The organism is Micromonospora sp. NPDC093277 (assembly GCF_044765245.1).
Classification (GTDB): domain Bacteria; phylum Actinomycetota; class Actinomycetes; order Mycobacteriales; family Micromonosporaceae; genus Micromonospora.
Genome location: NZ_JBIWJO010000007.1, coordinates 1 through 20,278 on the forward strand (window position 1 = coordinate 1; position 20,278 = coordinate 20,278).

Annotated in this window: 17 protein-coding genes; 7 read left to right on the forward strand and 10 right to left on the reverse strand. The window is 71.2% G+C overall.

Translation table 11 applies throughout. The features are described from left to right. Positions 1 to 190 precede the first annotated feature (190 nt). On the reverse strand, positions 191 to 1,300 hold the full coding sequence (dapC, locus tag ACIRG9_RS16540) for a succinyldiaminopimelate transaminase (RefSeq protein ID WP_402857101.1): 1,110 nt from the start codon (positions 1,298 to 1,300) through the stop codon (positions 191 to 193). Next, positions 1,297 to 1,623, reverse strand: coding sequence for a ferredoxin (fdxA, locus tag ACIRG9_RS16545; protein WP_089005361.1), 327 nt, complete (start codon positions 1,621 to 1,623; stop codon positions 1,297 to 1,299). Before fdxA ends, dapC begins: the two co-directional genes overlap by 4 nt. Before the next feature lie 79 nt (positions 1,624 to 1,702). Between fdxA and ACIRG9_RS16550 the strand changes: the two genes are divergently transcribed. Continuing rightward, on the forward strand, positions 1,703 to 2,662 hold the full coding sequence (locus ACIRG9_RS16550) for a GNAT family N-acetyltransferase (protein WP_402856099.1): 960 nt from the start codon (positions 1,703 to 1,705) through the stop codon (positions 2,660 to 2,662). Between the two features lie 7 nt (positions 2,663 to 2,669). Here the strand turns inward: ACIRG9_RS16550 and ACIRG9_RS16555 are convergent, their stop codons facing one another. The 3 genes from ACIRG9_RS16555 to mshB form a co-directional block, all read right to left on the reverse strand. After that, positions 2,670 to 3,134: a hypothetical protein gene (locus tag ACIRG9_RS16555; protein ID WP_402856102.1), complete on the reverse strand. Its 465-nt coding sequence runs from the start codon at positions 3,132 to 3,134 to the stop codon at positions 2,670 to 2,672. A gap of 86 nt (positions 3,135 to 3,220) precedes the next feature. Next, a complete protein-coding gene (locus ACIRG9_RS16560) occupies positions 3,221 to 3,691 on the reverse strand; it encodes a hypothetical protein (protein ID WP_402857103.1) in 471 nt (156 codons plus the stop codon). 17 nt (positions 3,692 to 3,708) lie between these two features. Then, entirely contained in the window at positions 3,709 to 4,632 is a 924-nt protein-coding gene (gene mshB / locus ACIRG9_RS16565) for an N-acetyl-1-D-myo-inositol-2-amino-2-deoxy-alpha-D-glucopyranoside deacetylase (protein WP_402856105.1), read from the reverse strand. Between the two features lie 87 nt (positions 4,633 to 4,719). Here mshB and ACIRG9_RS16570 point away from each other — a divergent pair, with 87 nt between their 5' ends. Then, positions 4,720 to 6,864, forward strand: a complete 2,145-nt coding sequence (locus ACIRG9_RS16570) for a prolyl oligopeptidase family serine peptidase (protein ID WP_402856108.1) — start codon at positions 4,720 to 4,722, stop codon at positions 6,862 to 6,864. Between the two features lie 82 nt (positions 6,865 to 6,946). Here ACIRG9_RS16570 and ACIRG9_RS16575 read toward each other — a convergent pair whose 3' ends face one another. The 5 genes from ACIRG9_RS16575 to ACIRG9_RS16595 all read right to left on the reverse strand — a co-directional run bounded on the left by ACIRG9_RS16575 (position 6,947) and on the right by ACIRG9_RS16595 (position 12,931). Then, positions 6,947 to 8,683: an ABC transporter substrate-binding protein gene (locus ACIRG9_RS16575; RefSeq protein WP_402856111.1), complete on the reverse strand. Its 1,737-nt coding sequence runs from the start codon at positions 8,681 to 8,683 to the stop codon at positions 6,947 to 6,949. A gap of 134 nt (positions 8,684 to 8,817) precedes the next feature. Then, positions 8,818 to 9,804 (reverse strand): ABC transporter permease, encoded by a 987-nt coding sequence (locus ACIRG9_RS16580; protein ID WP_402856114.1) that lies wholly within the window; start codon positions 9,802 to 9,804, stop codon positions 8,818 to 8,820. 9 nt (positions 9,805 to 9,813) lie between these two features. Then, positions 9,814 to 10,821 carry an ABC transporter permease gene (locus ACIRG9_RS16585; RefSeq protein WP_402856117.1) on the reverse strand — a complete coding sequence of 336 codons (1,008 nt, stop codon included), beginning with the start codon at positions 10,819 to 10,821 and terminating at the stop codon, positions 9,814 to 9,816. Further along, positions 10,818 to 11,831, reverse strand: a complete 1,014-nt coding sequence (locus ACIRG9_RS16590) for an ABC transporter ATP-binding protein (protein ID WP_402856120.1) — start codon at positions 11,829 to 11,831, stop codon at positions 10,818 to 10,820. Before ACIRG9_RS16590 ends, ACIRG9_RS16585 begins: the two co-directional genes overlap by 4 nt. Beyond that, complete coding sequence (locus ACIRG9_RS16595) at positions 11,828 to 12,931, reverse strand: ABC transporter ATP-binding protein (protein ID WP_402856123.1); 1,104 nt, start codon at positions 12,929 to 12,931, stop codon at positions 11,828 to 11,830. Before ACIRG9_RS16595 ends, ACIRG9_RS16590 begins: the two co-directional genes overlap by 4 nt. 281 nt (positions 12,932 to 13,212) lie before the next feature. Here ACIRG9_RS16595 and ACIRG9_RS16600 point away from each other — a divergent pair, with 281 nt between their 5' ends. The 5 genes from ACIRG9_RS16600 (at position 13,213) to ACIRG9_RS16620 (ending at position 20,192) form a co-directional block, all read left to right on the forward strand. Continuing rightward, positions 13,213 to 14,643: a TldD/PmbA family protein gene (locus ACIRG9_RS16600; RefSeq protein ID WP_402856126.1), complete on the forward strand. Its 1,431-nt coding sequence runs from the start codon at positions 13,213 to 13,215 to the stop codon at positions 14,641 to 14,643. Then, on the forward strand, positions 14,640 to 16,133 hold the full coding sequence (locus ACIRG9_RS16605; protein WP_402856129.1) for a TldD/PmbA family protein: 1,494 nt from the start codon (positions 14,640 to 14,642) through the stop codon (positions 16,131 to 16,133). Before ACIRG9_RS16600 ends, ACIRG9_RS16605 begins: the two co-directional genes overlap by 4 nt. Positions 16,134 to 16,393: 260 nt before the next feature. Further along, positions 16,394 to 17,200 (forward strand): hypothetical protein, encoded by an 807-nt coding sequence (locus ACIRG9_RS16610; RefSeq protein ID WP_402856132.1) that lies wholly within the window; start codon positions 16,394 to 16,396, stop codon positions 17,198 to 17,200. Between the two features lie 11 nt (positions 17,201 to 17,211). Beyond that, on the forward strand, positions 17,212 to 19,125 hold the full coding sequence (locus ACIRG9_RS16615) for a fumarate reductase/succinate dehydrogenase flavoprotein subunit (protein ID WP_402856135.1): 1,914 nt from the start codon (positions 17,212 to 17,214) through the stop codon (positions 19,123 to 19,125). After that, positions 19,125 to 20,192 carry a succinate dehydrogenase/fumarate reductase iron-sulfur subunit gene (locus ACIRG9_RS16620; protein WP_402856138.1) on the forward strand — a complete coding sequence of 356 codons (1,068 nt, stop codon included), beginning with the start codon at positions 19,125 to 19,127 and terminating at the stop codon, positions 20,190 to 20,192. Before ACIRG9_RS16615 ends, ACIRG9_RS16620 begins: the two co-directional genes overlap by 1 nt. Positions 20,193 to 20,278 lie beyond the last annotated feature (86 nt).

The window sequence follows — 20,278 nt, forward strand, 5'->3', positions numbered from 1 at the left end:
GGGGGGGGGGGTTTGTGGGGCTGGGTTTTCGTGTTTCACCCGGGGGGGACCCCGGTGGGGTGTGTTTGGGGTATATAAACCGGGGGGGGGGGGGGGGGGGGGGGGGGGGGGGGGGGCCCCCCCCCCGCCCACAAGATCACCCCAAGACCCGCACGGATCGCGCCGGGCCCGGCCGTCCTGAGGCCGACGGTCAGGGTTGGGCGAGCCGGTCGGCGACCGCTGCGACGTGCTCGTCGGACTCGGTCAGCGCGACCCGGACGTGCCGGGCACCGGCCGGACCGTAGAAGATCCCGGCGGCGGCCAGGATGCCCCGCCGGGCCAGCCAGTCGACGGTCTCCCAGCAGTCCTCGTCCCGGGTCATCCAGAGGTAGAGCCCGGCCTCGGAGTGCTCGACGGTGAAGCCTGCGCCGGTGAACGCGGCGCGCAGCCGCTCGCGCCGGGCGCGGTAACGCTCCCGCTGCTCGTCGGCGTGCGCCTGGTCGCCCAGCGCGGCCACCATCGCCGCCTGCACCGGGGCGGGCACGATCATGCCGACGTGCTTACGGATCTTGAGCAGCTCGGCCACCAGCGCCGGGTCACCGGCCACGAACCCGGCCCGGTAGCCGGCCAGGTTGGAGCGCTTGGAGAGCGAGTGGACCGCCAGCACGCCCTCGTACGACCCGCCGCAGACCTCTGGTGACAGGATCGAGACCGGCTCGGCGTCCCAGCCCAGCGGCAGGTAGCACTCGTCGCTGGCGACCACCGCGCCGCGCTCACGCGCCCAGTCGACCACCTTGCGCAGGTGGGCGGCGGGCAGCACCCGACCGGTCGGGTTGCCGGGCGAGTTGACCCAGACCAGCCGCACCCGTGGGGTGGGGCCGACCGCGGTCAGCGAGTCGGTACGGACCGTGGTGGCGCCGACCAGCCGGACCCCGTCCTCGTACGTCGGGTAGGCGATCGACGGCACCACGACCACGTCGCCGGGGCCGACGCCGAGCAGGGTGGGCAGCCAGCCGACCAGCTCCTTGGACCCGATCGTGGGCAGCACACCGAGCCCGTCGATGCCCGCCCCGCACGCCCGGGCCACCCAGGCCGCGATGGCGTCCCGCAGTGCGGGGGTGCCCGCGGTCAGCGGGTAGCCGGGGGCGTTCGACGCGTCCGCGAGGGCCTGCCGGATCACCTGGGGCACCGGGTCGACCGGCGTGCCCATCGAGAGGTTGATGAGACCGTCCGGATGCGCCGCGGCCGTCGCGGCCGCGGCGTCCAGGGTGTCCCAGGTGAAGTCGGGCAGCCGCGACGAGACCGGCACGGGCCGGCTCAGTGTCCCTCTCCGCGCGGCGGCTGGGCCGCGACGAACGACGCGTCCTTCTCCACCTTGCCGATCTTGGAAGCGCCACCCGGCGAGCCGAGGTCCTCGAAGAACTCGTAGTTCGCCCCGGTGTAGTCCTTCCACTGCTCCGGGACGTCGTCCTCGTAGAAGATCGCTTCGACCGGGCAGACCGGCTCACAGGCACCACAGTCGACGCACTCGTCGGGGTGGATGTAGAGCATCCGATTGCCCTCGTAGATGCAGTCGACCGGGCACTCCTCGATGCATGCCTTGTCGAGCACGTCCACGCACGGCTCGGCGATGATGTAGGTCACCGGTCTTCTCCTCCGCAAGACTCGTCGCGATCACCTGCGACGGTTAGAGCCTAGTATCTCGCCGGGGAGGAGGTCGATCGTGCTCCGACAGCAGGATGTGGGACACCGGATCGTGGTCCGCCGGATTGTGGGGATTCGCGAAGGCCGGCCCCTGTTCACCGACGCCCTCGGCGAGCTGGTCGAGCTGAGCGAGACCCATATCACGCTGGCCACCGATAGGGGTCGGCTACGGGTCCCGGTGGACGAGGTGCACCGGGCCAAACGGGTGCCGCCGGCCCGCCGACCGACCGCCGCCGCCGTGGTCGCCCTGGAGCTGGCCGCCGACGAGGCCTGGCCCGCGCCCGTCCGCGCCCGGCTCGGCGACTGGCTGCTGCGCGCCGCCGAGGGGTGGACCGGCCGGGCGAACTCGGCGCTGCCGGTCGGCGACCCGGACCGACCGCTGCCGGCCGCGCTGGACGCCGTGGAACGGTGGTACGCCGACCACGGCCGGCCCGCCCTCGTGAACACCCCGCTGCCGCTCGCCGCCCCGGTCGGCGCGGAACTGGACGCCCGGGGCTGGGCCGCCCGGCCGCCGACGCTGGTGCAGACCGCCGCGCTGGCCGCGCTGCCGCCCGCCCCGCCCGCCCGCGTCGACCTACCGCCGGTCGAGCTGGCCGACTCGCCGTCGGAGGCCTGGCTCGCCGTCGCGGGCGCGCGCAAGGGCGGCCTGCCGGACGTCGCCCGGCAGGTGCTCACCGCCGTGGACCGGATCCGCTTCGCCCACGTGTACGCCGACGGCCGGCTGCTCGCCGCCGGCCGGGGTACGGTGACCGGCGGCGGCCGCTGGCTGGGGCTGACCTCGGTCGAGGTGCTGCCCGAGGCGCGCCGGCAGGGGCTGGCCGGCCGGGTGGTCCACGCCCTGGTTGACTGGGGCCTCGCCGAGGGCGCCACGCACGCGTTCCTGCAGGTGGAGCAGCGCAACACCTCGGCGGTGAACCTCTACCGGGGGCTCGGCTTCACCACCCACCACACCTACCTGACCCGGGTCGCCCCGGCCTGAGCCGAACTCAGCCGCGGACCACCTTGCGCGGCTTGGCGGCCTTCTGCTCGGCGTACCGCTTGAGCTGCCGGGAGCGGAAGTCCCGGCCGAGCGCCGTCAGTGTGAGATAGCCCACCAGCACGCCGGCCGCGGTGGCCGCCGCGTAGAGCCAGATCTGGGCGAAGAACGTCCCGGCACCGTCGGTGAACGGGCTCTTACCGACCAGCAGCGGACCGACGAACAGGGTCAGCGCCAGCGCCACCCCGACCGCGGCGGCCAGATCGCCGGCCAGGCGGCCCACCGGCCGGTCGCTGCCCCAGCGGAATGCCAGCACGGCGAGGATCAGCCCGATGACCAGGAACATCGCCAGCGTGACCCGGTCGGCGGCAGTGTCGTCGTCGGGGAAGCCGAACTTGATGACCAGCCGGGCCACCACGTTCACCACGAACAGCGCCACCGCCAGCGCCCCGACCGCGCCCCACCGCTCCCTCATCGCACGCCTCCCGCCATCGATGTCCGCCCCGACGACGGACTCCTGGCAGGAATATGTACCACCGCGACCTGTGCGGCGTCAGTACCTCAGGAGGCGTTCGGTCGCAGCAGGACCTGCCGGAAGCCCAGCACCGCGAAGGTGAGCGCGCCCGCCAGGATCACGCCGAGGCCGAGCAGGTTGTCACCGGTGAGCACGAGGTCACCCTCGGTGGTCCTGACGCTGCCCGCGGCGATCACCACGAACCAGGGCAGGGCGGGCAGCACCACCGCCCAGCGCGTACCGACCGCGGCGCGGGCGAACCAGGCCACCAGGACCGTCAGTACCACCACCGCGGCGATCCCGCCGACCGCGAGCAGGATGCCGATCACCGTCTTGGAGACGCCGCCGGGCCGGCCCTTGACCACGTCCCAGGCCCAGGTGGCGAAGATCAGCTCCAGCACCGCGGCGAGCAGGCCCGTCCAGACCGCGACGACGACGCCGCCGATCCGCAGGGCGGCATCGGCCGGCCCCGAGCGCGCGGGCGGCTCGGGGGGCGGCGACTCGGGGGCGACCGACATCGGTACGGCCGGCAGCGTCACCGGAGGCCGGCCGCCGCGACCGGGGACCGCTCCGGCCCGTCCAGCGACAGCCCAGCGAAGAGGTCGTCCTCCCAGCCGTACGGGCCGTGGCCCGGCCCCTTGTCGCCGACCGCGAGGGTGAAATATTCCACGCCCATGAACTCGGCGCCGAAGTTGCCGGCGATCGAGTAGAGCCAGGAGGTGGCCGGGATCTGGGTGGCGTGGGCCCGCATCGCCGCCTCCTTGGCGGCGTGCTGGTCGGTGGCGTCGATCCGCGCGGCGATCTCCGGGTCGGGCGTGCCGAACGGCAGGTCGTCGACGCTGTCGATGCCGGCGAAGGGGTTGTCGGAGGCCTCGGTGAAGGCGCTCAGGCCGGCCTCCAGCACGCTGCACGGCATCGCCGTCCAGTAGACCTTCGCCGGGGCGATCCCCTCGGCGGCGGCCAGCTCGGCGGCGCGCATCGCCACCCGGTGCGCCTGGATGTGGTCGGGGTGGCCGTAGAAGCCGTTGGCGTCGTACGTGATCATGACCTGCGGGCGGACCTCGCGCATGACCTCGAGCAGCTGCCCGGCGGCCTCGTCGAGGTCGGCCTGCCAGAACGCCCGGGGGTGCTCGTTCGTGGCCAGGCCCATCATTCCGGAGTCCCGGTAGCGGCCCGCGCCACCGAGGAAACGGTGGTCGGTGACGCCGAGCGCGGCGCAGGCGGCGGCCAGTTCCCCGAGCCGGTAACCGCCGAGCTGGTCGGCCTCGACCGCGGCGAGCTGGGCCAGCTCCGGCACGTGGATCTCACCCTCCTCACCCAACGTGCAGGTAACCAGGGTGACGTGGGCGCCGGTGGCGGCGTAGTGCGCCATCGTCGAGCCGGTGCCGATGGACTCGTCGTCGGGGTGCGCATGGACCAGCAGAAGGCGTCGGTCGGGCAGCGTCGTCACGACCGTCACTCTAACCGGCGGTCCTCCCCCGGCGATGCTTACGCGTCCGCCCAGGTCGGCCACATCACGCCCGGCCCGCCTCTACGATCTACAGGCGTGGACTTTCCCGAGCTGGCCGCCCGTACCCGTCGGTTCAGCCACGGGGCGCCGCGCGCCGTCTCCGTCGCGGACGACGGCTCCCGGGTAATCTTCCTGCGCTCGGCGGGACCGCAGGACCCGGCCGACGCGCTCTGGCTGCTCGACGTCGCATCGGGCGAGGAACGGCTGGTCGCGGACCCGGCGGTGCTGCTCGGGTCGGACGGCGAGCCGGCCGCGCTCGCGCCGGGCGAACGGGCGCTGCGCGAGCGGCTGCGGCTCAGCACCTCCGGCATCGGCTCGTACGCCCTGGACGGGGCCGGCCGGGTCGCCGCGTTCGCGCTGGCCGGCCGGCTGTTCCGGGCCGACCTGGTGCACGGCGACGTGGTCGAGGTGGCCACGATCGGCCCGGTGATCGACCCGCGCCCCGACCCCACCGGCGAACGGCTGGCCTACGTCACCGACACCGCCGAGGGGATCCGCCGGGGCCAGCTACGGGTGGTCGAGCCGGACGGCGCCGACAACCTCCTCGCCGGCGAGGACAGCGGCGTGACCTGGGGGCTCGCCGAGCACATCGCGGCGGAGGAGTTCAGCCGGTACCGCGGCTACTGGTGGGCTCCGGACGGGCGCACGGTGCTGGCCGCCCGGGTGGACGAGTCCCGGCTGCCGCACTGGCACCTGCACGATCCGGCCGACCCGGCCAGCCCGCCGACGACCATCGCGTACCCCCGGGCGGGCGGGCCGAACGCAGAGGTCAGCCTGCACCTGCTCGACCTCGACGGCGGCTGGGTCGACGTGCACTGGGACCGTGAGACCTACCCGTACCTGACCTCGGTCGGCTGGGCGGAGGGCGGACCACTGATCACCGTGCTACGCCGGTCGCAGCAGCACGGCCTGGTGCTCGCGGTGGACCCGCGTACCGGGGAGACACAGGTGCACGCCGAGCTGGCCGACCCGCGCTGGGTGGAACCGATCCCCGGCACCCCGGCGCACCTGCCCGACGGCCGGGTGCTGGTCGGCGGGGAGCTGGCCCACGACGGCTACGACGCCCGCTGCCTGTTCGCCGACGGCACCCTGCTCACCCCGCCCTCGCTGTACGTGCGCCGGGTGGTGGGGCGGCTCCCCGGCGGCGGCAGCACTCCGGCGGACCTGTTGGTGGAGGCGAGCGAGGGCGAGCCGAGCCAGCGCCACCTCTACCGGATCCGGACGGTGATCGGCGGCGGGGTGGACGCCCGCCGGATGGGCAGCGACCCGGGCTGGCACACCGGCGCGATCGGCGGCAGCACCCTGGTGGTCGGCATCGCGTCGCTGGAGCACCCGGGCACCCGCTGGTCGGTGTGGCACGGCGACCAGCAGGTGGGCGAGCTGCGCTCGCTGGCCGCGACCCCGCCGTACGCGCCGCGCCCGACCATGGTGCGGGTCACCGACCGGCGGCTGCCCAGCGCGGTGCTCTATCCGTCCGAGCACGTCAAGGGCACGAAACTGCCGGTGCTGCTGGACGTCTACGGCGGGCCGGGGCACCAGGAGGTGGTCGCCGCGCGGGCGGCCTGGCTGGAGCGGCAGTGGTGGGCCGACCAGGGCTTCGCGGTGGTGACCATCGACAACCGGGGCACCCCGGGCGTCGCCCCGTCGTTCGAGAAGGCCATCCACCGCCGGGTGGCCGACGTGATCCTGTCCGACCAGGTGGACGCGCTGACCGCGCTCGCCGACAAACATCCGGACCTGGACCTGGCGCGGGTGGCGGTGCGGGGCTGGTCGTTCGGCGGCTGGCTGGCCGGGCTGGCGGTGCTGCGCCACCCGGAGCTGTTCCGCTGCGCGGTCGTCGGCGCCCCGGTCACCGACTGGACGCTGTACGACACCGCGTACAGCGAGCGCTACCTGGGCCTGCCGGAGGACGGCATGGACGTCTACGCCCACCATTCGCTGGTCGAACTGGCCGCCGAGCCGGTCGGCGATCCGGCGCAGGCCCGGCCGATGCTGCTGGTGCACGGCCTGGTCGACGACAACGTGCTGGCCGCGCACACGCTGCGGCTCTCGGCGGCGCTGGTGGCCGCCGGCCGGCCGCACGCGGTGCTGCCGCTCACCGGGGCCAGCCACATGGCCGCCGGCGGCACCGCCGAACGCCTGCTCAAGCTGGAACTCGACTTCCTCCGCCGGCATTTGTAAGGAAGGGCACCTTAACGCCCGCGGTAGAGCAGGGGCCCCTTCTTGACGCCGGCGTCAAGAAGGGGCCCGTGCTTTCAGGCCGTCACTGCTTCACGTATGCGTTGGTGAGGCCCGGGTAGCCGAAGATGCTGGACAGGAAGATCCCGCCCACCTTGGAGCCGTGCAGGTAGTAGCCCTGCTCGACGAAGAGCGGCACGGCCGGGGCCAGCTCGGTCATGACCCGCTTGTCGAGCTTGGCCCACTCCTGGCCCTGCTCACCGGCGGGCATGGCGAGCACCCGGTCGAACTCCTTGTTGATCTCGTCGTTGTTGACGAAGGAGGTGTTGCTGTTGCCCTCGGGCTTGATACCGCGGCCGTCGAAGAGCACCGGCAGGATCGCCGCGCCGCTGGGCCAGTCGGCGGCCCACTGGTCGAGGTAGAGGTCCCAGGGGTTGTTCTGCTTCTTGGTCTCGTCGAGCTTGGCGTCGGCCGGAATGCTCTTCAAGGTGATCTTGAAGCCGGCCTTCTCCAGGTTGCCCTTGAGCTGGGTGCCGTACTCCGGGTGGTCGTCGCCGATGCCGAGCACCAGCTCCGGGGTCTTGCCGGCGAGCAGTTCCTTGGCCTTGTCGACGTTGCCGGTCGGGCCGGCCGGGTAGGCGTCGTAGTTCTGCCAGCCGATGGTCGACGGCGGCATCAGGGTGGTGACCGCCTTGGCCGTCGCCTCACCGCCGTACGCCTTGATGAAGCCGTCCCGGTCGATGGCGTAGTTCAACGCCTGCCGGACCGACAGGTCGGTCACCCGGCTGGTGTTGATGGTGAGCCGCCACAGGCTCGGGGTCTGGCCCCGCACCGAGCGGTCCTTCAGCGCCGCGTCACCGGTCACCCGCGCGATCAGCGAGGAGGGCACGCCGTTCCAGCCCAGCGCCGTCTGGTCGTCACCGTTGTCGGCGATCACCCGGTTGGCGCCCGCCTCCTCGTCCGGGCCGAAGGTCCAGACGACCTTGTCCGGGTACGCGTGCCGCACCGGGTCGGTGTTCGGGTCCCAGTTCTCGTTCCGCTCCATCACCAGTTCGACACCGGCGGTGTTCTTGGTGATCTTGTAAGGCCCGGAGGAGAACGGCTGGTTGTCCAGGTTGACCCCGGTGTCCTTCTCCGGCTTCAGCGGGGCGGTGTACGGCAGCGACGCGGCGAACGGCAGGTCGCAGTGCGGCTTGGCGAACTCGAACTTCAGCGTCTTCTCGTCCGGCGTGGTCAGTCCGGGCGGCAGCGCGGTCTTGTTGGCCTTGAAGTCCCACTTGGTGTCGTACTGCGGGGTGTCGGCGAGCCACTCCTGCAGGTAGGTCGGGCCGCCGGTGAGGTCGGGGTCGAAGGAGCGGGCGATGCCGTACGCGATCTCCTTGGCGGTGATCGGGCTGCCGTCCTCGAACTTCACCCCGTCCTTGATCTTGAATTCCCAGACCTTGCAGTCCTTGTTGACGTCCGTGCCCGGGGTCTCGGCGAGGTCACCGACCAGGGTCACCTTGCCCGAGCCGTCATCCTTGAAGGTCGTCAGGAAGCGGCTGTAGAGCGGGGCGTTCATCAGGCCGGCGAACGAGTAGATCCGCTGCGGGTCCATGTGCGAGATCTTGGTCTCCCGGATCACCCGGAAGGTGCCGCCCTTGCTCGCGCCGGGGACCTCGGGAGCGGGCCCCATCGAATCCTTCGGGTCGGTGGCGATCGAACCGCTCTGCACCCGGTCGGTGCCGGTGTCGCCACTGGTGCCCTTGTTCTCGCTGCACGCCCCCATGCCCACGAGCAGTGCGAGCGCGCCGCCCACGGCGGCTGCCTTCTTCAGGCGCATCTGGCGCCCTCCTCCCCTTATCTGGTGCCTCGTCAGGCTCCTCGTCCCGGAGCTTCGTCAGCAGATGTAAGAAAACTACGGTGTGTGTAACAGAGCCCGGTGGATTTCTCCATGCCTCGTCGGGTGCCGTTGCGCTATCGCAACCGGACCCGCGGATCGATGGCGGCGTAGAGCATGTCCACCACGATGTTGGCGACCACGATGAAGACCGCCGAGATCAGCACGGTGGCCATGATGGTCGGCAGATCACCCGAGCGGACCGCGTCCACGGCGGTCCGGCCCAGGCCCTGGATGCCGAAGGTGGTCTCGGTGATCACCGTGCCGCCGAGCGCGCCGCCAACGTCCAGGCCGGCGATGGTGACGATCGGGGTGATCGCCGCGCGTAGCGCGTGCCGCCCGTACACCTTGGGTTTGGCCAGGCCCTTGGCCCGCGCGGTCCGGACGAAGTCCTCCGACAGCGTCTCCAGCATCTGGGCCCGGGACAGCCGGGCGTAGATCGCGGAGAAGAGGAAGGCCAGACATATCCAGGCGAGAACGAGACCGCTGGCCCACTTCACCGGATTCTCGAAGATCGAGGTGTAGCCCGGGGTCGGGGTGATCCGCAGGTTGTAGGTGAAGACCAGCAGCAGCACCGCGCCGACGAAGTAGAGCTGCATCGACGCACCCGCCAGCGAGAAGCCGATCGCCAGCCGGTCCAGCAACGTGCCCCGTCTCAGCGCGGAGATCATGCCGAGCCCGACGCCGACCACCAACCAGAGGACGGCCGCCGGGAGGACGATGCTCAGCGTCACCGGGAGCACCCGGGTGAGCGTGTCCGTGACGGCTTCGCTGTTGACGTACGAGTAGCCGAGGCAGGGCGCGTCACACCGGCCACCCTGGGAACTGCCCAGGTCGCGCCCGGTGACAATGCCCTTCATGTAGTTGGCGTACTGCTCGGGCAGCGGATCGCGCAGGCCCAGCTCCTGCCGGACCCGCTCCAGCCGTTCGGCGTTGCAGTTCTTCGGGCACATGCCGCTGACCGGGTCGCGGGGCAGCCCGAAGAACATCAGGAAGCTGAGCACGCTCACCGCGAAGAGGGTGAGCACGGCGGTGAGCAGCCGGCGTACCAGGAATCTGGTCATGACACACCCCTACCGGGACGACTTCGGGTCGAGCGCGTCACGCAGCGCGTCGCCGAGCAGGTTGAAGGCGAGCACGAGGATGAAGATCGTGATGCCAGGGAAGAAGACGTACGCCGGATCGGTCTGCAGGTACGGGATGCTCTGGAAGATCATCCGACCGAAGTCGGCGGTGGGTTCGAGGATGCCGATGCCGAGGAAGGACAGCGCCGCCTCGCCGGTGATGTACTGCGGCACCGCCAGCGAGAACGCGACCAGGATCGGCGCCCAGAGGTTCGGCAGGAGCTGCCGGAAGAGCATGTGCCCCAGTCCGGCCCCGCTGGCCCGGGCCGCCTCCACGAACTCCCGTTCGCGCAGCGATATCACCTGACCGCGGACCAGCCGTGCGGTACTCGTCCAGCCGAACGCGGCGAAGACGCCGATGAGGACGGCCACCTGGAACGCCGGCGGCACCTCCTCGCGGGGGCCGTAGAAGCGCAGCGCCACGGTCGGCACCACGGCCAGGGCGAAGATGAGGAACGGCAGGGCCAGCGCCACGTCGGTGATCCAGCTGATCACCGTGTCGACGATCCCACCGAGGAAACCGGCGAGGATGCCGGCGACCACCCCGATGCCGGTGGTGACCAGGGCGGCGGCGAACGCGATGAACAGCGAGGTGCGCATGCCGTACACCATGCGGATGAAGATGTCCCGGCCCAGCCGGGGTTCCAGCCCGAACCAGTGGTCGCCGGTGATGCCACCGACGTACCCCAGCGGCATGCCGTTACCGTCCAGAAGCTGCTGGAACTGTTCGTTCGAGCCGACGCCGTACAGCTTGGAGACCAGCGGCGCGGCGAGGGCCAGCACAATGAAGAACAGCAGCACCACGCCGCTGACCATGGCCGTACGGTCCCGGCGGAGCCGGGCCCAGGCAAGCTGGCCGGGTGACCGCCCGACGATCGCCCGCTCGTCGGGCTTGACGGTGTCGACGGCCGGCTCGATCTCGGCCCGCGCCGCGCCCTCGATCGGGGACAGGCTCACTGCGACACCTCCACGGATTCGCTGGTCCCGGCGCTGAGCGACCCCTGCTCCGGAAAGTGGCAGGCGGTGGCCTGGTTGCCGCTGTCGCGGGCCACCAGTGCCGGCTCCTCCGCGGCGCAGCGCTCCTGGGCCTTCCAGCAGCGGGTACGGAAGCGGCAGCCCGAGGGCGGGTTGAGCGGGGTGGGCACGTCGCCGGTGAGGCGGATGCGTCCGGCCGGACCGAGCGTGGTCACGTCCGGGATGGCGGACAGCAGCGCCCGGGTGTACGGATGCTGGGGTCGCTGGTAGATGTCGTCGCGGTCGCCAATCTCGACGATCTTGCCGAGGTACATGACGGCGACGCGGTGGCAGAAGTGGCGGACCACCGCCAGGTCGTGGGCGATGAAGACGAAGGCCAGGTCGAGGTCGCGCTGCAGGTCGCGCAGCAGGTTGATGACCTGGGCCTGGATGGAGACGTCCAGCGCGGAGACGGGTTCGTCGGCGACGATGAGTTTCGGACGCAGCGCGAGGGCGCGGGCGATGCCGATCCGTTGGCGTTGCCCGCCGGAGAACTCGTGCGGGTACCGGTTGTAGTGCTCCGGGTTCAGCCCGACCAGTTCGAGCAGCTCCTGCACGCGCTTCCTGATGCCGCCGGGCGGGTTGATGCCGTTGACCTGCAACGGCATGGCCACGATCCGGCCGACGGTGTGGCGCGGGTTCAGCGAGGCGTACGGGTCCTGGAAGATGATCTGCAGGTCCTGCCGCAGCGACCGCAGCTCCCGGCGGCCGGCGTGGGTGATGTCCCGCCCGGCGAACTCGATCGACCCGGCGGTGGTGTCCAGCAGCCGCACCAGCATCCGCCCGGTCGTGGTCTTGCCGCACCCGGACTCCCCGACCAGGCCCAACGTCTCACCAGGGCGCACATCGAAGTCCAGGCCGTCGACCGCCCGCACGGCGGCCCCGGCCCGGAAGCCCTCACGCACCGGGAAGTGCTTGGTCAACCCGCGCACCTTGAGCAGTGGTTCGGTCATTGCGCGACTCCCACCTGGGCGATGTCCTGCTGGTAGAGCCGGATGCGTTCCTCGGCCGGCAGGTGGCAGGCGACCAGGTGCCCCGCCTCCCCGGTCGGGCGCAGCTCCGGCACCACGGTGCGGGAGCGGTCGCCGTTACGGCCGGCGTAGCGGCAGCGCGGGTGGAACGCGCACCCCGACGGCAGGTTGATCAACGACGGCGGGTTGCCCTTGATCGGCACCAGGTCCGCGTCCGCGTCACCGTGCAACGACGGCACGCTCGACAACAACCCCCACGTGTACGGATGCTGCGGCCGCCGCAACACCTGCTCCACACTGCCGTGCTCGACCGCCCGGCCCCCGTACATCACCAGCACGTCATCCGCCACCTGGGACACCACACCCAGGTCATGCGTGATCAGGATGATCGCCGATCGGAACTCCGACTGCAGATCCGCCAACAGGTCCAGGATCTGCGCCTGCACCGTCACGTCCAGCGCGGTCGTCGGCTCGTCGGCGATCAGCAGGTCCGGATCGTTCACCAGCGCCATCGCGATCATCGCCCGCTGCCGCATCCCACCCGAGAACTCGTGCGGATACTGGTCGAACCGCTTCGCCGGCTGCGGAATCCCCACCCGGCCCAGCATGTCCACCGCCCGCTGCCGGGCCTCCCGCTTCCCCGCCCTCGGATGGTGCACCCGGTACGCCTCAGCGATCTGCTTGCCGACCGTGAAGTACGGGTGCAGCGCGGACAGCGGATCCTGGAAGATCATCGCCATGTCCCGGCCCCGCAACCGGCGTACCTCCTCCTCGGGCAGCCCGACCAGTTGCCGGCCGCCGACGGAGATCTCACCGGTGATGCCGGTGCGCTTGGCGTTGTGCAGACCGAGGATGGCCAGCGAGGTGACGCTCTTACCCGAGCCCGACTCGCCGACGATGCCCAGCGTGCGGCCCCGCTCCACGGAGAACGACACTCCGTCCACCGCCCGGACCGCACCGTCCTCGGTGTCGAACCGCACCCGCAGGTCCTTGACCCGCAGGTAGGGACCCTCATCGGAGCGTTGCTCCGGGACCACGGGGCGGTCCGGTTCCCCGGACGGCGCCGACTCCGACCTGCCCACGACCGCCTCCCTCAGTGACGAAGAGAACTTACAGCAAAGTTCTGGAGGCGAAAATAAGCTACAAAACGTGGGATGTCAGCGGCCTGAGGGTAACGACTGGGTTTCGAGCTTGACCAGCCCTCAGCAGGAGATTCACGTCCACAACTCGATGTCTTCCGCATCTCCTGACAGGTGTCGGCCCGCTCGCCTAGGGTCGGCGGCATGAGCGAGCGTCAGCGAGCGAATCGTCAATGCAGTGCGATGGTGCCTCATGACGGCACGCAGCGCAGCGGAGTGCCGTCATGAGCGAGTTCGATGCGGCGAGCGACGCCGTCCAGGCCGCCCTCGACGCGGGAGCCCGGTACGCGGACGTCCGGGTGATGCACCGCCGCTACGAGTCGATGTCGGCCCGCAACGGCGACATCGAGGAGCTGACCCAGGACGAGAGCATCGGGCTGGGCGTCCGGGCGCTGGTCGGGTCGAGCTGGGGCTTCCACGCCGTACCCGATCTGTCGGACGCCCGCGACGCCGGCCGGCGCGCCGCGGCGACCGCCACCGCCAGTGCGCGGGTCCCCGGCCCGCCGATCGACCTGGTCGCCGTCGAGGCGACCGTCGCGAGCTGGGCCTCGGGGTGCGAGGTGGACCCGCTCGGCGTCCCGCTCTCCGACAAGGGCGACCTGCTGGTCCGCGCCACCGAGACGATGCGCGAGCACGGCGCCGACCTGGCCGAGGGCCTCTACCAGATCTGGGACACCGCGAAGTGGTTCGTCTCCAGCGAGGGGCACCGGATCGACCAGCGCATCCGCGAGTGCGGTGGCGGCATCTCGGCCACCTCGATCGGCGACGGTGAGACCCAGCGGCGGTCCTACCCGAGCTACCGGGGGCAGTACGGCACCACCGGCTGGGAGCTGGTCACCTCGCTCGACCTGGCCGCGCATGCCGCCCGGATCGCGGAGGAGTCCCGGGAGCTGCTCACCGCGCCGGAGTGCCCGGCGGGCGAGACCGACCTGATCCTCGGCGGCGAACAGCTCGCCCTGCAGATCCACGAGTCGGTCGGGCACGCCATCGAGCTGGACCGGATCCTCGGCTGGGAGGCCGCCTTCGCCGGCACGTCCTGGTTGGATCTGACCCGGCTCGGCGCGCTGCGTTACGGCTCCGAGCTGATGAACATCACCGTCGACCCCACCATCCCGGGCGCCTTGGGCAGCTTCGGCTTCGACGACGAGGGCTCCCCGGCGGTCAAGCGCGACGCGGTCCGCCGGGGGCGTTGGGTGGGCGTGCTCGCCGGCCGGGACTCGGCCGCCGTCGCGGGTCTCGGCTACGGCGGCAGCGTACGCGCGGACGGCTGGGCCCGGCTGCCGATGGTGCGGATGACCAACGTCGGCCTGGAACCGGGCCCGCACACCCTCGACGAGATCATCGAGGCCACCGACGACGGGGTGCTGATGGACATCAACCGCTCCTGGTCGATCGACGACAAGCGGCTCAACTTCCAGTTCGGTTGCGAGGTCGGCTGGGAGGTGAAGAAGGGCCGGCGGGGGCGGATGCTGCGCAACCCCACCTACACCGGGATCGGCCCGGTCTTCTGGCGCTCGATGGACATGCTCTCCTCGGAGATCGTGCCGTGGGGCACGCCGAACTGTGGCAAGGGCCAGCCCGGCCAGGTCGGGCACACCGGCCACCCGGCCGCACCGGCCCGCTTCCGCAACGTCCGCGTGGGGGTAAACGCATGACCGAGCTGGATGTCGCTGGTCAGGTCGTCGAGCTGGTCCGCCGGCTCGCCGGGCCGGACGCGCAGGCCGAGGTCACGGTGACCCGGGCCGAGCTGGCGTTGACCCGGTTCGCGAACTCGTTCATCCACCAGAACGTCGCCGAGTCGGGCACGGCGGTACGGCTGCGGCTGCACGCCGGCGGGCGCACGGCGGCCGGCAGCGGCAGCCTGGTCGACCCCGACGGGCTGGCCGCCCTGGTCGAGCGGACCCTGGCGGCGGTCCGGCTCGCCCCGCCCGATCCGGCCTGGCCGGGGCTGGCCCCGCCGTCGCCGGTCCCGCCGGGCGCGGTCTTCGACGACGCCACCGCGTACGCCTCCCCCGACGAACGGGCCGCCCGGGTACGCGCCTTCGTCGACGCGGCCGGCGGGCTGGAGACGGCCGGCTACTGCCGGACGGCGTACCGGTCGGGGGCGTTCGCGAACTCGGCCGGGCACTCGACGGTGGGGCGTACGGCCGAGGCGGCGATGGACGGCATCGCGCGCACCGGCGGGGCCGACGGGGTGGCGCGGCGCGGCGCCGACCGGCTCGGCGAGTTGGACGGCGGGGCGCTCGGCGCACGGGCGGCGGCGAAGGCGCGGGCCGCGGCGGATCCGGTCGAGCTGCCCCCGGGGCGGTACGACGTGGTACTCGAACCGGCCGCCGTCGCCGACCTGCTGCAGAACCTCGCCTGGTTCGGCTTCAACGGCAAGCGGCACGCCGAACGGCAGTCCTTCGTCGAACTCGGCACCGCCCAGTTCGACCCGTCGGTGACCCTGGTCGACGACCCGCTGCACGCCTCGGCCCTGCCTTACGACATGGAGGGCACGTCCCGGGGCGCGCTGACCCTGGTTGACGCCGGCACCACCACGGCGGTGGCGCACGACCGGCGCAGCGGCGCCGGGGCGGGGGTCGCGTCCACCGGTCACGCGATGCCCGGCGCGTCCACCTTCGGCCCGATCCCGCACAACCTCCGCCTGCTCCCGGCCGCCGCCCGCGTGGTCAACGGCGACAGCCCGGCCTCCAGCGGCGCGACGGCCGGCGGCGACAGCTTGGCGGCCGTCAACGGGACTGCCAACGGCGACCGCCCGGCGCCCGACGCGGGGGCGGCCCCGGGCGATGCCGCCCCGACGGCCGGGGCGGTGGCCGACGCGGACACCGCCGCGCTGGTCGCCGGGGTACGGCGCGGGCTGCTGGTCAGCGACTTCTGGTACACCCGGGTGCTGGATCCGAAACGCCTGGTCATCACCGGGCTGACCCGCAACGGGGTCTGGTTGGTCGAGGACGGGGTGCCGACCCGGGCGGTCCGCGACTTCCGCTTCACCGAGTCGTATCCGCGGGCGCTGGGGCCGGGTCAGGTGCTCGGCCTGGGCCGGCAGTCGGTCCGCCAGCCGGACCGGGTGGACGGCTCCTGGTGGGAGGCGCCGCCGGTGCGGCTGGCGTCGTGGAACTTCACCGGCGGCGCGTCTGGCTGACGCAGCCTGCCGTTTCCGGACGCGCTTCAAGATATTGATCTTGCTCCGGGTCTTTCCAACCTGCTGGACACACGGGACACTGCGTTGCGCGGCCACGCCGCGAAGATCGGCGTAACGTGTGTCATTTAGCTGCGCCGGTTCGCCGGCGTGGTCGTTGGTGTGCGCAAGACGTGGCAGTGGACGCGGTCTCGCCGGTCCACTGGCCGGTACGGAAGGTGATCCGCCGCCCCCGCGAGGGCGCCGTCAGGGAGACGACTGGAATGACATCAACGGCAACGAGGCCGCGTGGGGTGCGAGCACGCGCCGCGATCGCGGCGAAGACGTTGCGGACCGACCGCTGGTGGTTCGCGCCACTGATCACCGTCGTCGGCCTCAGCGCCTGGATCATCTATGCGACGGTCCGGGTCTTCATGCACAGGTGGTACTGGGTCGGGGACTTCCACTACCTGACGCCGTTCTACTCCCCGTGCGTGACCGACCGCTGCGTCGAGGGCTCCGCGCACGTGGGCACCTATCTGCCCGGTTGGTGGTTCATCCCGGACGCGGCGTTCACCCTGCCGTTCCTGCTGCTGTTCCGGCTGACCTGCTACTACTACCGCAAGGCCTACTACCGGTCGTTCTGGCTCTCGCCGCCGGCCTGCGCGGTCCCGGACGGGCACAAGTCGTACGGCGGGGAGACCCGGTTCCCGCTGCTCGGGCAGAACCTGCACCGTTACTTCTTCTACGCCGCCGCGATCATCTCGGCGATCAACACGTACGACGCGTTCTACGCCTTCCACTCCCCCAAGGGCTTCGGCTTCGGGCTCGGCAACCTGGTCCTGCTGGGGAACGTGGTGATGCTCTGGGCGTACACCATCTCCTGCCACTCATGCCGGCACATCATCGGTGGGCGGCTCAAGCACTTCTCCAAGCACCCGGTGCGGTACAAGGCCTGGACCCTCATCTCCTGGCTGAACGTCCGGCACATGCAGCTCGCCTGGATCACCCTCGGCACCCTGGCGCTGACCGACTTCTACGTCATGGCGGTCGCGGCCGGCTGGTTCAACGACCTGCGGTTCATCAACTAGAGGCCCTGGACATGACTGAGACGCGAATCGAACGACACCACTACGACGTCGTCGTGATCGGAGCCGGCGGCGCCGGCCTGCGCGCGGCGATCGAGGCCCGGCTGGCGGGCAAGAAGACCGCGATCATCTCGAAGTCGCTGTTCGGCAAGGCGCACACCGTGATGGCCGAGGGCGGCGCCGCCGCCGCGATGGGGAACGTGAACTCGCGGGACAACTGGCAGGTGCACTTCCGCGACACCATGCGTGGCGGCAAGTTCCTCAACAACTTCCGGATGGCCGAACTGCACGCGAAGGAGTCGCCGCAGCGGATCTGGGAGCTGGAGACGTACGGCGCGCTGTTCGACCGTACGAAGGACGGGAAGATCTCCCAGCGCAACTTCGGCGGGCACGAGTACCCGCGGCTGGCGCACGTCGGCGACCGGACCGGGCTGGAGCTGATCCGCACCCTCCAGCAGAAGATCGTCTCCCTCCAGCAGGAGGACAAGCAGGAGTTCGGCAACTACGAGGCGCGGATCAAGGTCTTCGCCGAGACCACCATCACCGAGCTGCTGCTCGACGGCGACCGGATCGCCGGCGCCTTCGGCTACTACCGGGAGTCCGGGGAGTTCATCCTCTTCGAGGCGCCGGCCGTGGTGCTGGCCACCGGCGGCGTGGGCCGCTCCTACAAGGTCACCTCGAACTCGTGGGAGTACACCGGGGACGGTCACGCGCTGGCGCTGCGCGCCGGGGCGACGCTGATCAACATGGAGTTCCTCCAGTTCCACCCGACCGGCATGGTCTGGCCGCCCTCGGTGAAGGGCATCCTGGTCACCGAGTCGGTCCGCGGCGACGGCGGGGTGCTGAAGAACTCCGAGGGCAAGCGGTTCATGTTCGACTACGTACCGGACGTGTTCCGCAAGCAGTACGCGGACAACGAGGCCGAGGCGGACCGCTGGTACACCGACGCGGACAACAACCGGCGTCCGCCCGAGCTGCTCCCCCGCGACGAGGTCGCCCGCGCGATCAACAGCGAGGTCAAGGCCGGTCGGGGTACGCCGGCCGGCGGCGTCTACCTGGACATCGCCTCGCGGCTGCCGGCCGACGAGATCCGCCGCCGCCTGCCGTCGATGTACCACCAGTTCAAGGAGCTGGCCGACGTCGACATCACCAAGGAGCCGATGGAGGTCGGCCCGACCTGCCACTACGTGATGGGCGGCATCGAGGTGGACCCGGACTCCGGCGCGGCGGCGGGCACCGTACGCGGGCTCTTCGCCGCCGGTGAGGTCTCCGGCGGTATGCACGGCTCCAACCGGCTCGGCGGCAACTCGCTCTCCGACCTGCTGGTCTTCGGCAAGCGGGCGGGCGGTCACGCCGCCACGTACGCCGAACAGCTCGCCTCGCGTCCGGCGGTGCCGGTGGCGGCGGTGGAGGCCGCGGTGGAGACGGCCCTCGCGCCGCTGCACCGGGACACCGGCGAGAGCCCGTACGCCCTGCAGCGGGACCTCCAGACGGTGATGGGGGAGCTGGTCGGCATCATCCGCCGGGAGGGCGAGCTCGCGGACGCGCGGGGCAAGCTGGCCGAGCTGCGGGAGCGGGTGGCCAAGGTGAGCGCGGCCGGCGGCCGGCGCTACAACCCGGGCTGGCACCTGGCGCTGGACCTGCGCAACATGCTGGTGGTCTCGGAGTGCACGGCGATGGCCGCGCTGGAGCGGCAGGAGTCGCGCGGCGGACACACCCGGGAGGACTACCCGAAGATGGACCCGGCGTGGCGACGGGTGAACCTGGTCTGCTCGCTCGACGGCGACACGGTCCGACTGGAGCACCAGCCGCTGCCGAAGATGCGCCCGGAGCTGATCAACCTCTTCGACCGGGCGGAGCTGGCCAAGTACCTGACCGACGAGGAGCTCGCCGAGTTCGACGCCCTCGCTGAGGAGGCGAGCAAGTAATGGGGACCAAGAGGCAGTTCCGCATCTGGCGGGGCGACGAGACCGGCGGCGACCTGCAGGACTACACCGTCGAGGTCAACGAGGGCGAGGTCGTCCTGGACGTCATCCACCGGCTGCAGAACACGGAGGCGCCGGACCTGGCCTGCCGGTGGAACTGCAAGGCCGGCAAGTGCGGCTCCTGCTCCATGGAGATCAACGGCAAGCCGCGCCTGAGCTGCATGACCCGGATGTCGACGTTCGAGGAGAACGAGACCGTCACGGTCACCCCGCTGCGGACGTTCCCGATCATCCGGGACCTGGTCACCGACGTCTCGTTCAACTACGAGAAGGCCCGGGAGACGCCGGCGTTCGCGCCGCCGCCCGGCGTGACCCCCGGCGACTACCGGATGCAGCAGGTGGACGTCGAGCGCTCGCAGGAGTTCCGCAAGTGCATCGAGTGCTTCCTGTGCCAGAACGTCTGCCACGTGATCCGCGACCACGAGGAGAACAAGCAGGCGTTCTCCGGTCCCCGGTTCTTCATCCGGGCGGCCGAGCTGGACATGCACCCGCTCGACGCGAAGACCGACCGCAAGGAGTACGCGCAGGCCGAGATGGGACTCGGCTTCTGCAACATCACCAAGTGCTGCACCGAGGTCTGCCCCGAGCACATCAAGATCACCGACAACGGGATCATCCCCATGAAGGAACGGGTCGTGGACCGCAGGTACGATCCCCTCGTGTGGCTTGGTAGCAAGATCTTCCGGAGGGGTCAGGTGCCTCAGACCAGCGTGACCAGCGGGCATCACAGCAGCGCCGCGACGGCCGGCGACCCGCTGGAGGTGCACTCGCACGCCGGCGGCTCGCACGACGAGCGGTCCGAGACGCAGGCGCAGCAGGGCGTCAACTGGCACCGCGAGGTGCCGCACCCGACGGCTCCCGCCGTCGACGCCAACGGCAAGCTGCCGTTGACCGAGTTGACCTTCGACCGGGCCGCGGCGCCGTCGCCGTTCGGTGACGACGTCAGGTTCCCGCTGCCGCCGCAGCACCTCAACTTCGCTCACCCGCAGCAGGACGAGCCGAAGCACTGAGCAGGACACAGACGACGACGGGGGCCGCGGCAGATGCCGGCGGCCCCCGTCCCGTTTTCGCCTCAGTGTCCGTTCTCCCTACTCAG

What these genes read in the sequence shown, in the direction of transcription:
- ACIRG9_RS16555 (WP_402856102.1), bottom strand. Translation starts at nt 3,134, where the DNA reads ATGAGGGAGCGGTGGGGCGCGGTCGGGGCGCTGGCGGTGGCGCTGTTC.
- ACIRG9_RS16560 (WP_402857103.1), bottom strand. Translation starts at nt 3,691, where the DNA reads ATGTCGGTCGCCCCCGAGTCGCCGCCCCCCGAGCCGCCCGCGCGCTCG.
- ACIRG9_RS16575 (WP_402856111.1), bottom strand. Translation starts at nt 8,683, where the DNA reads ATGCGCCTGAAGAAGGCAGCCGCCGTGGGCGGCGCGCTCGCACTGCTC.
- ACIRG9_RS16580 (WP_402856114.1), bottom strand. Translation starts at nt 9,804, where the DNA reads ATGACCAGATTCCTGGTACGCCGGCTGCTCACCGCCGTGCTCACCCTC.
- ACIRG9_RS16590 (WP_402856120.1), bottom strand. Translation starts at nt 11,831, where the DNA reads ATGACCGAACCACTGCTCAAGGTGCGCGGGTTGACCAAGCACTTCCCG.
- ACIRG9_RS16600 (WP_402856126.1), top strand. Translation starts at nt 13,213, where the DNA reads ATGAGCGAGTTCGATGCGGCGAGCGACGCCGTCCAGGCCGCCCTCGAC.
- ACIRG9_RS16605 (WP_402856129.1), top strand. Translation starts at nt 14,640, where the DNA reads ATGACCGAGCTGGATGTCGCTGGTCAGGTCGTCGAGCTGGTCCGCCGG.
- ACIRG9_RS16610 (WP_402856132.1), top strand. Translation starts at nt 16,394, where the DNA reads ATGACATCAACGGCAACGAGGCCGCGTGGGGTGCGAGCACGCGCCGCG.
- ACIRG9_RS16615 (WP_402856135.1), top strand. Translation starts at nt 17,212, where the DNA reads ATGACTGAGACGCGAATCGAACGACACCACTACGACGTCGTCGTGATC.
- ACIRG9_RS16620 (WP_402856138.1), top strand. Translation starts at nt 19,125, where the DNA reads ATGGGGACCAAGAGGCAGTTCCGCATCTGGCGGGGCGACGAGACCGGC.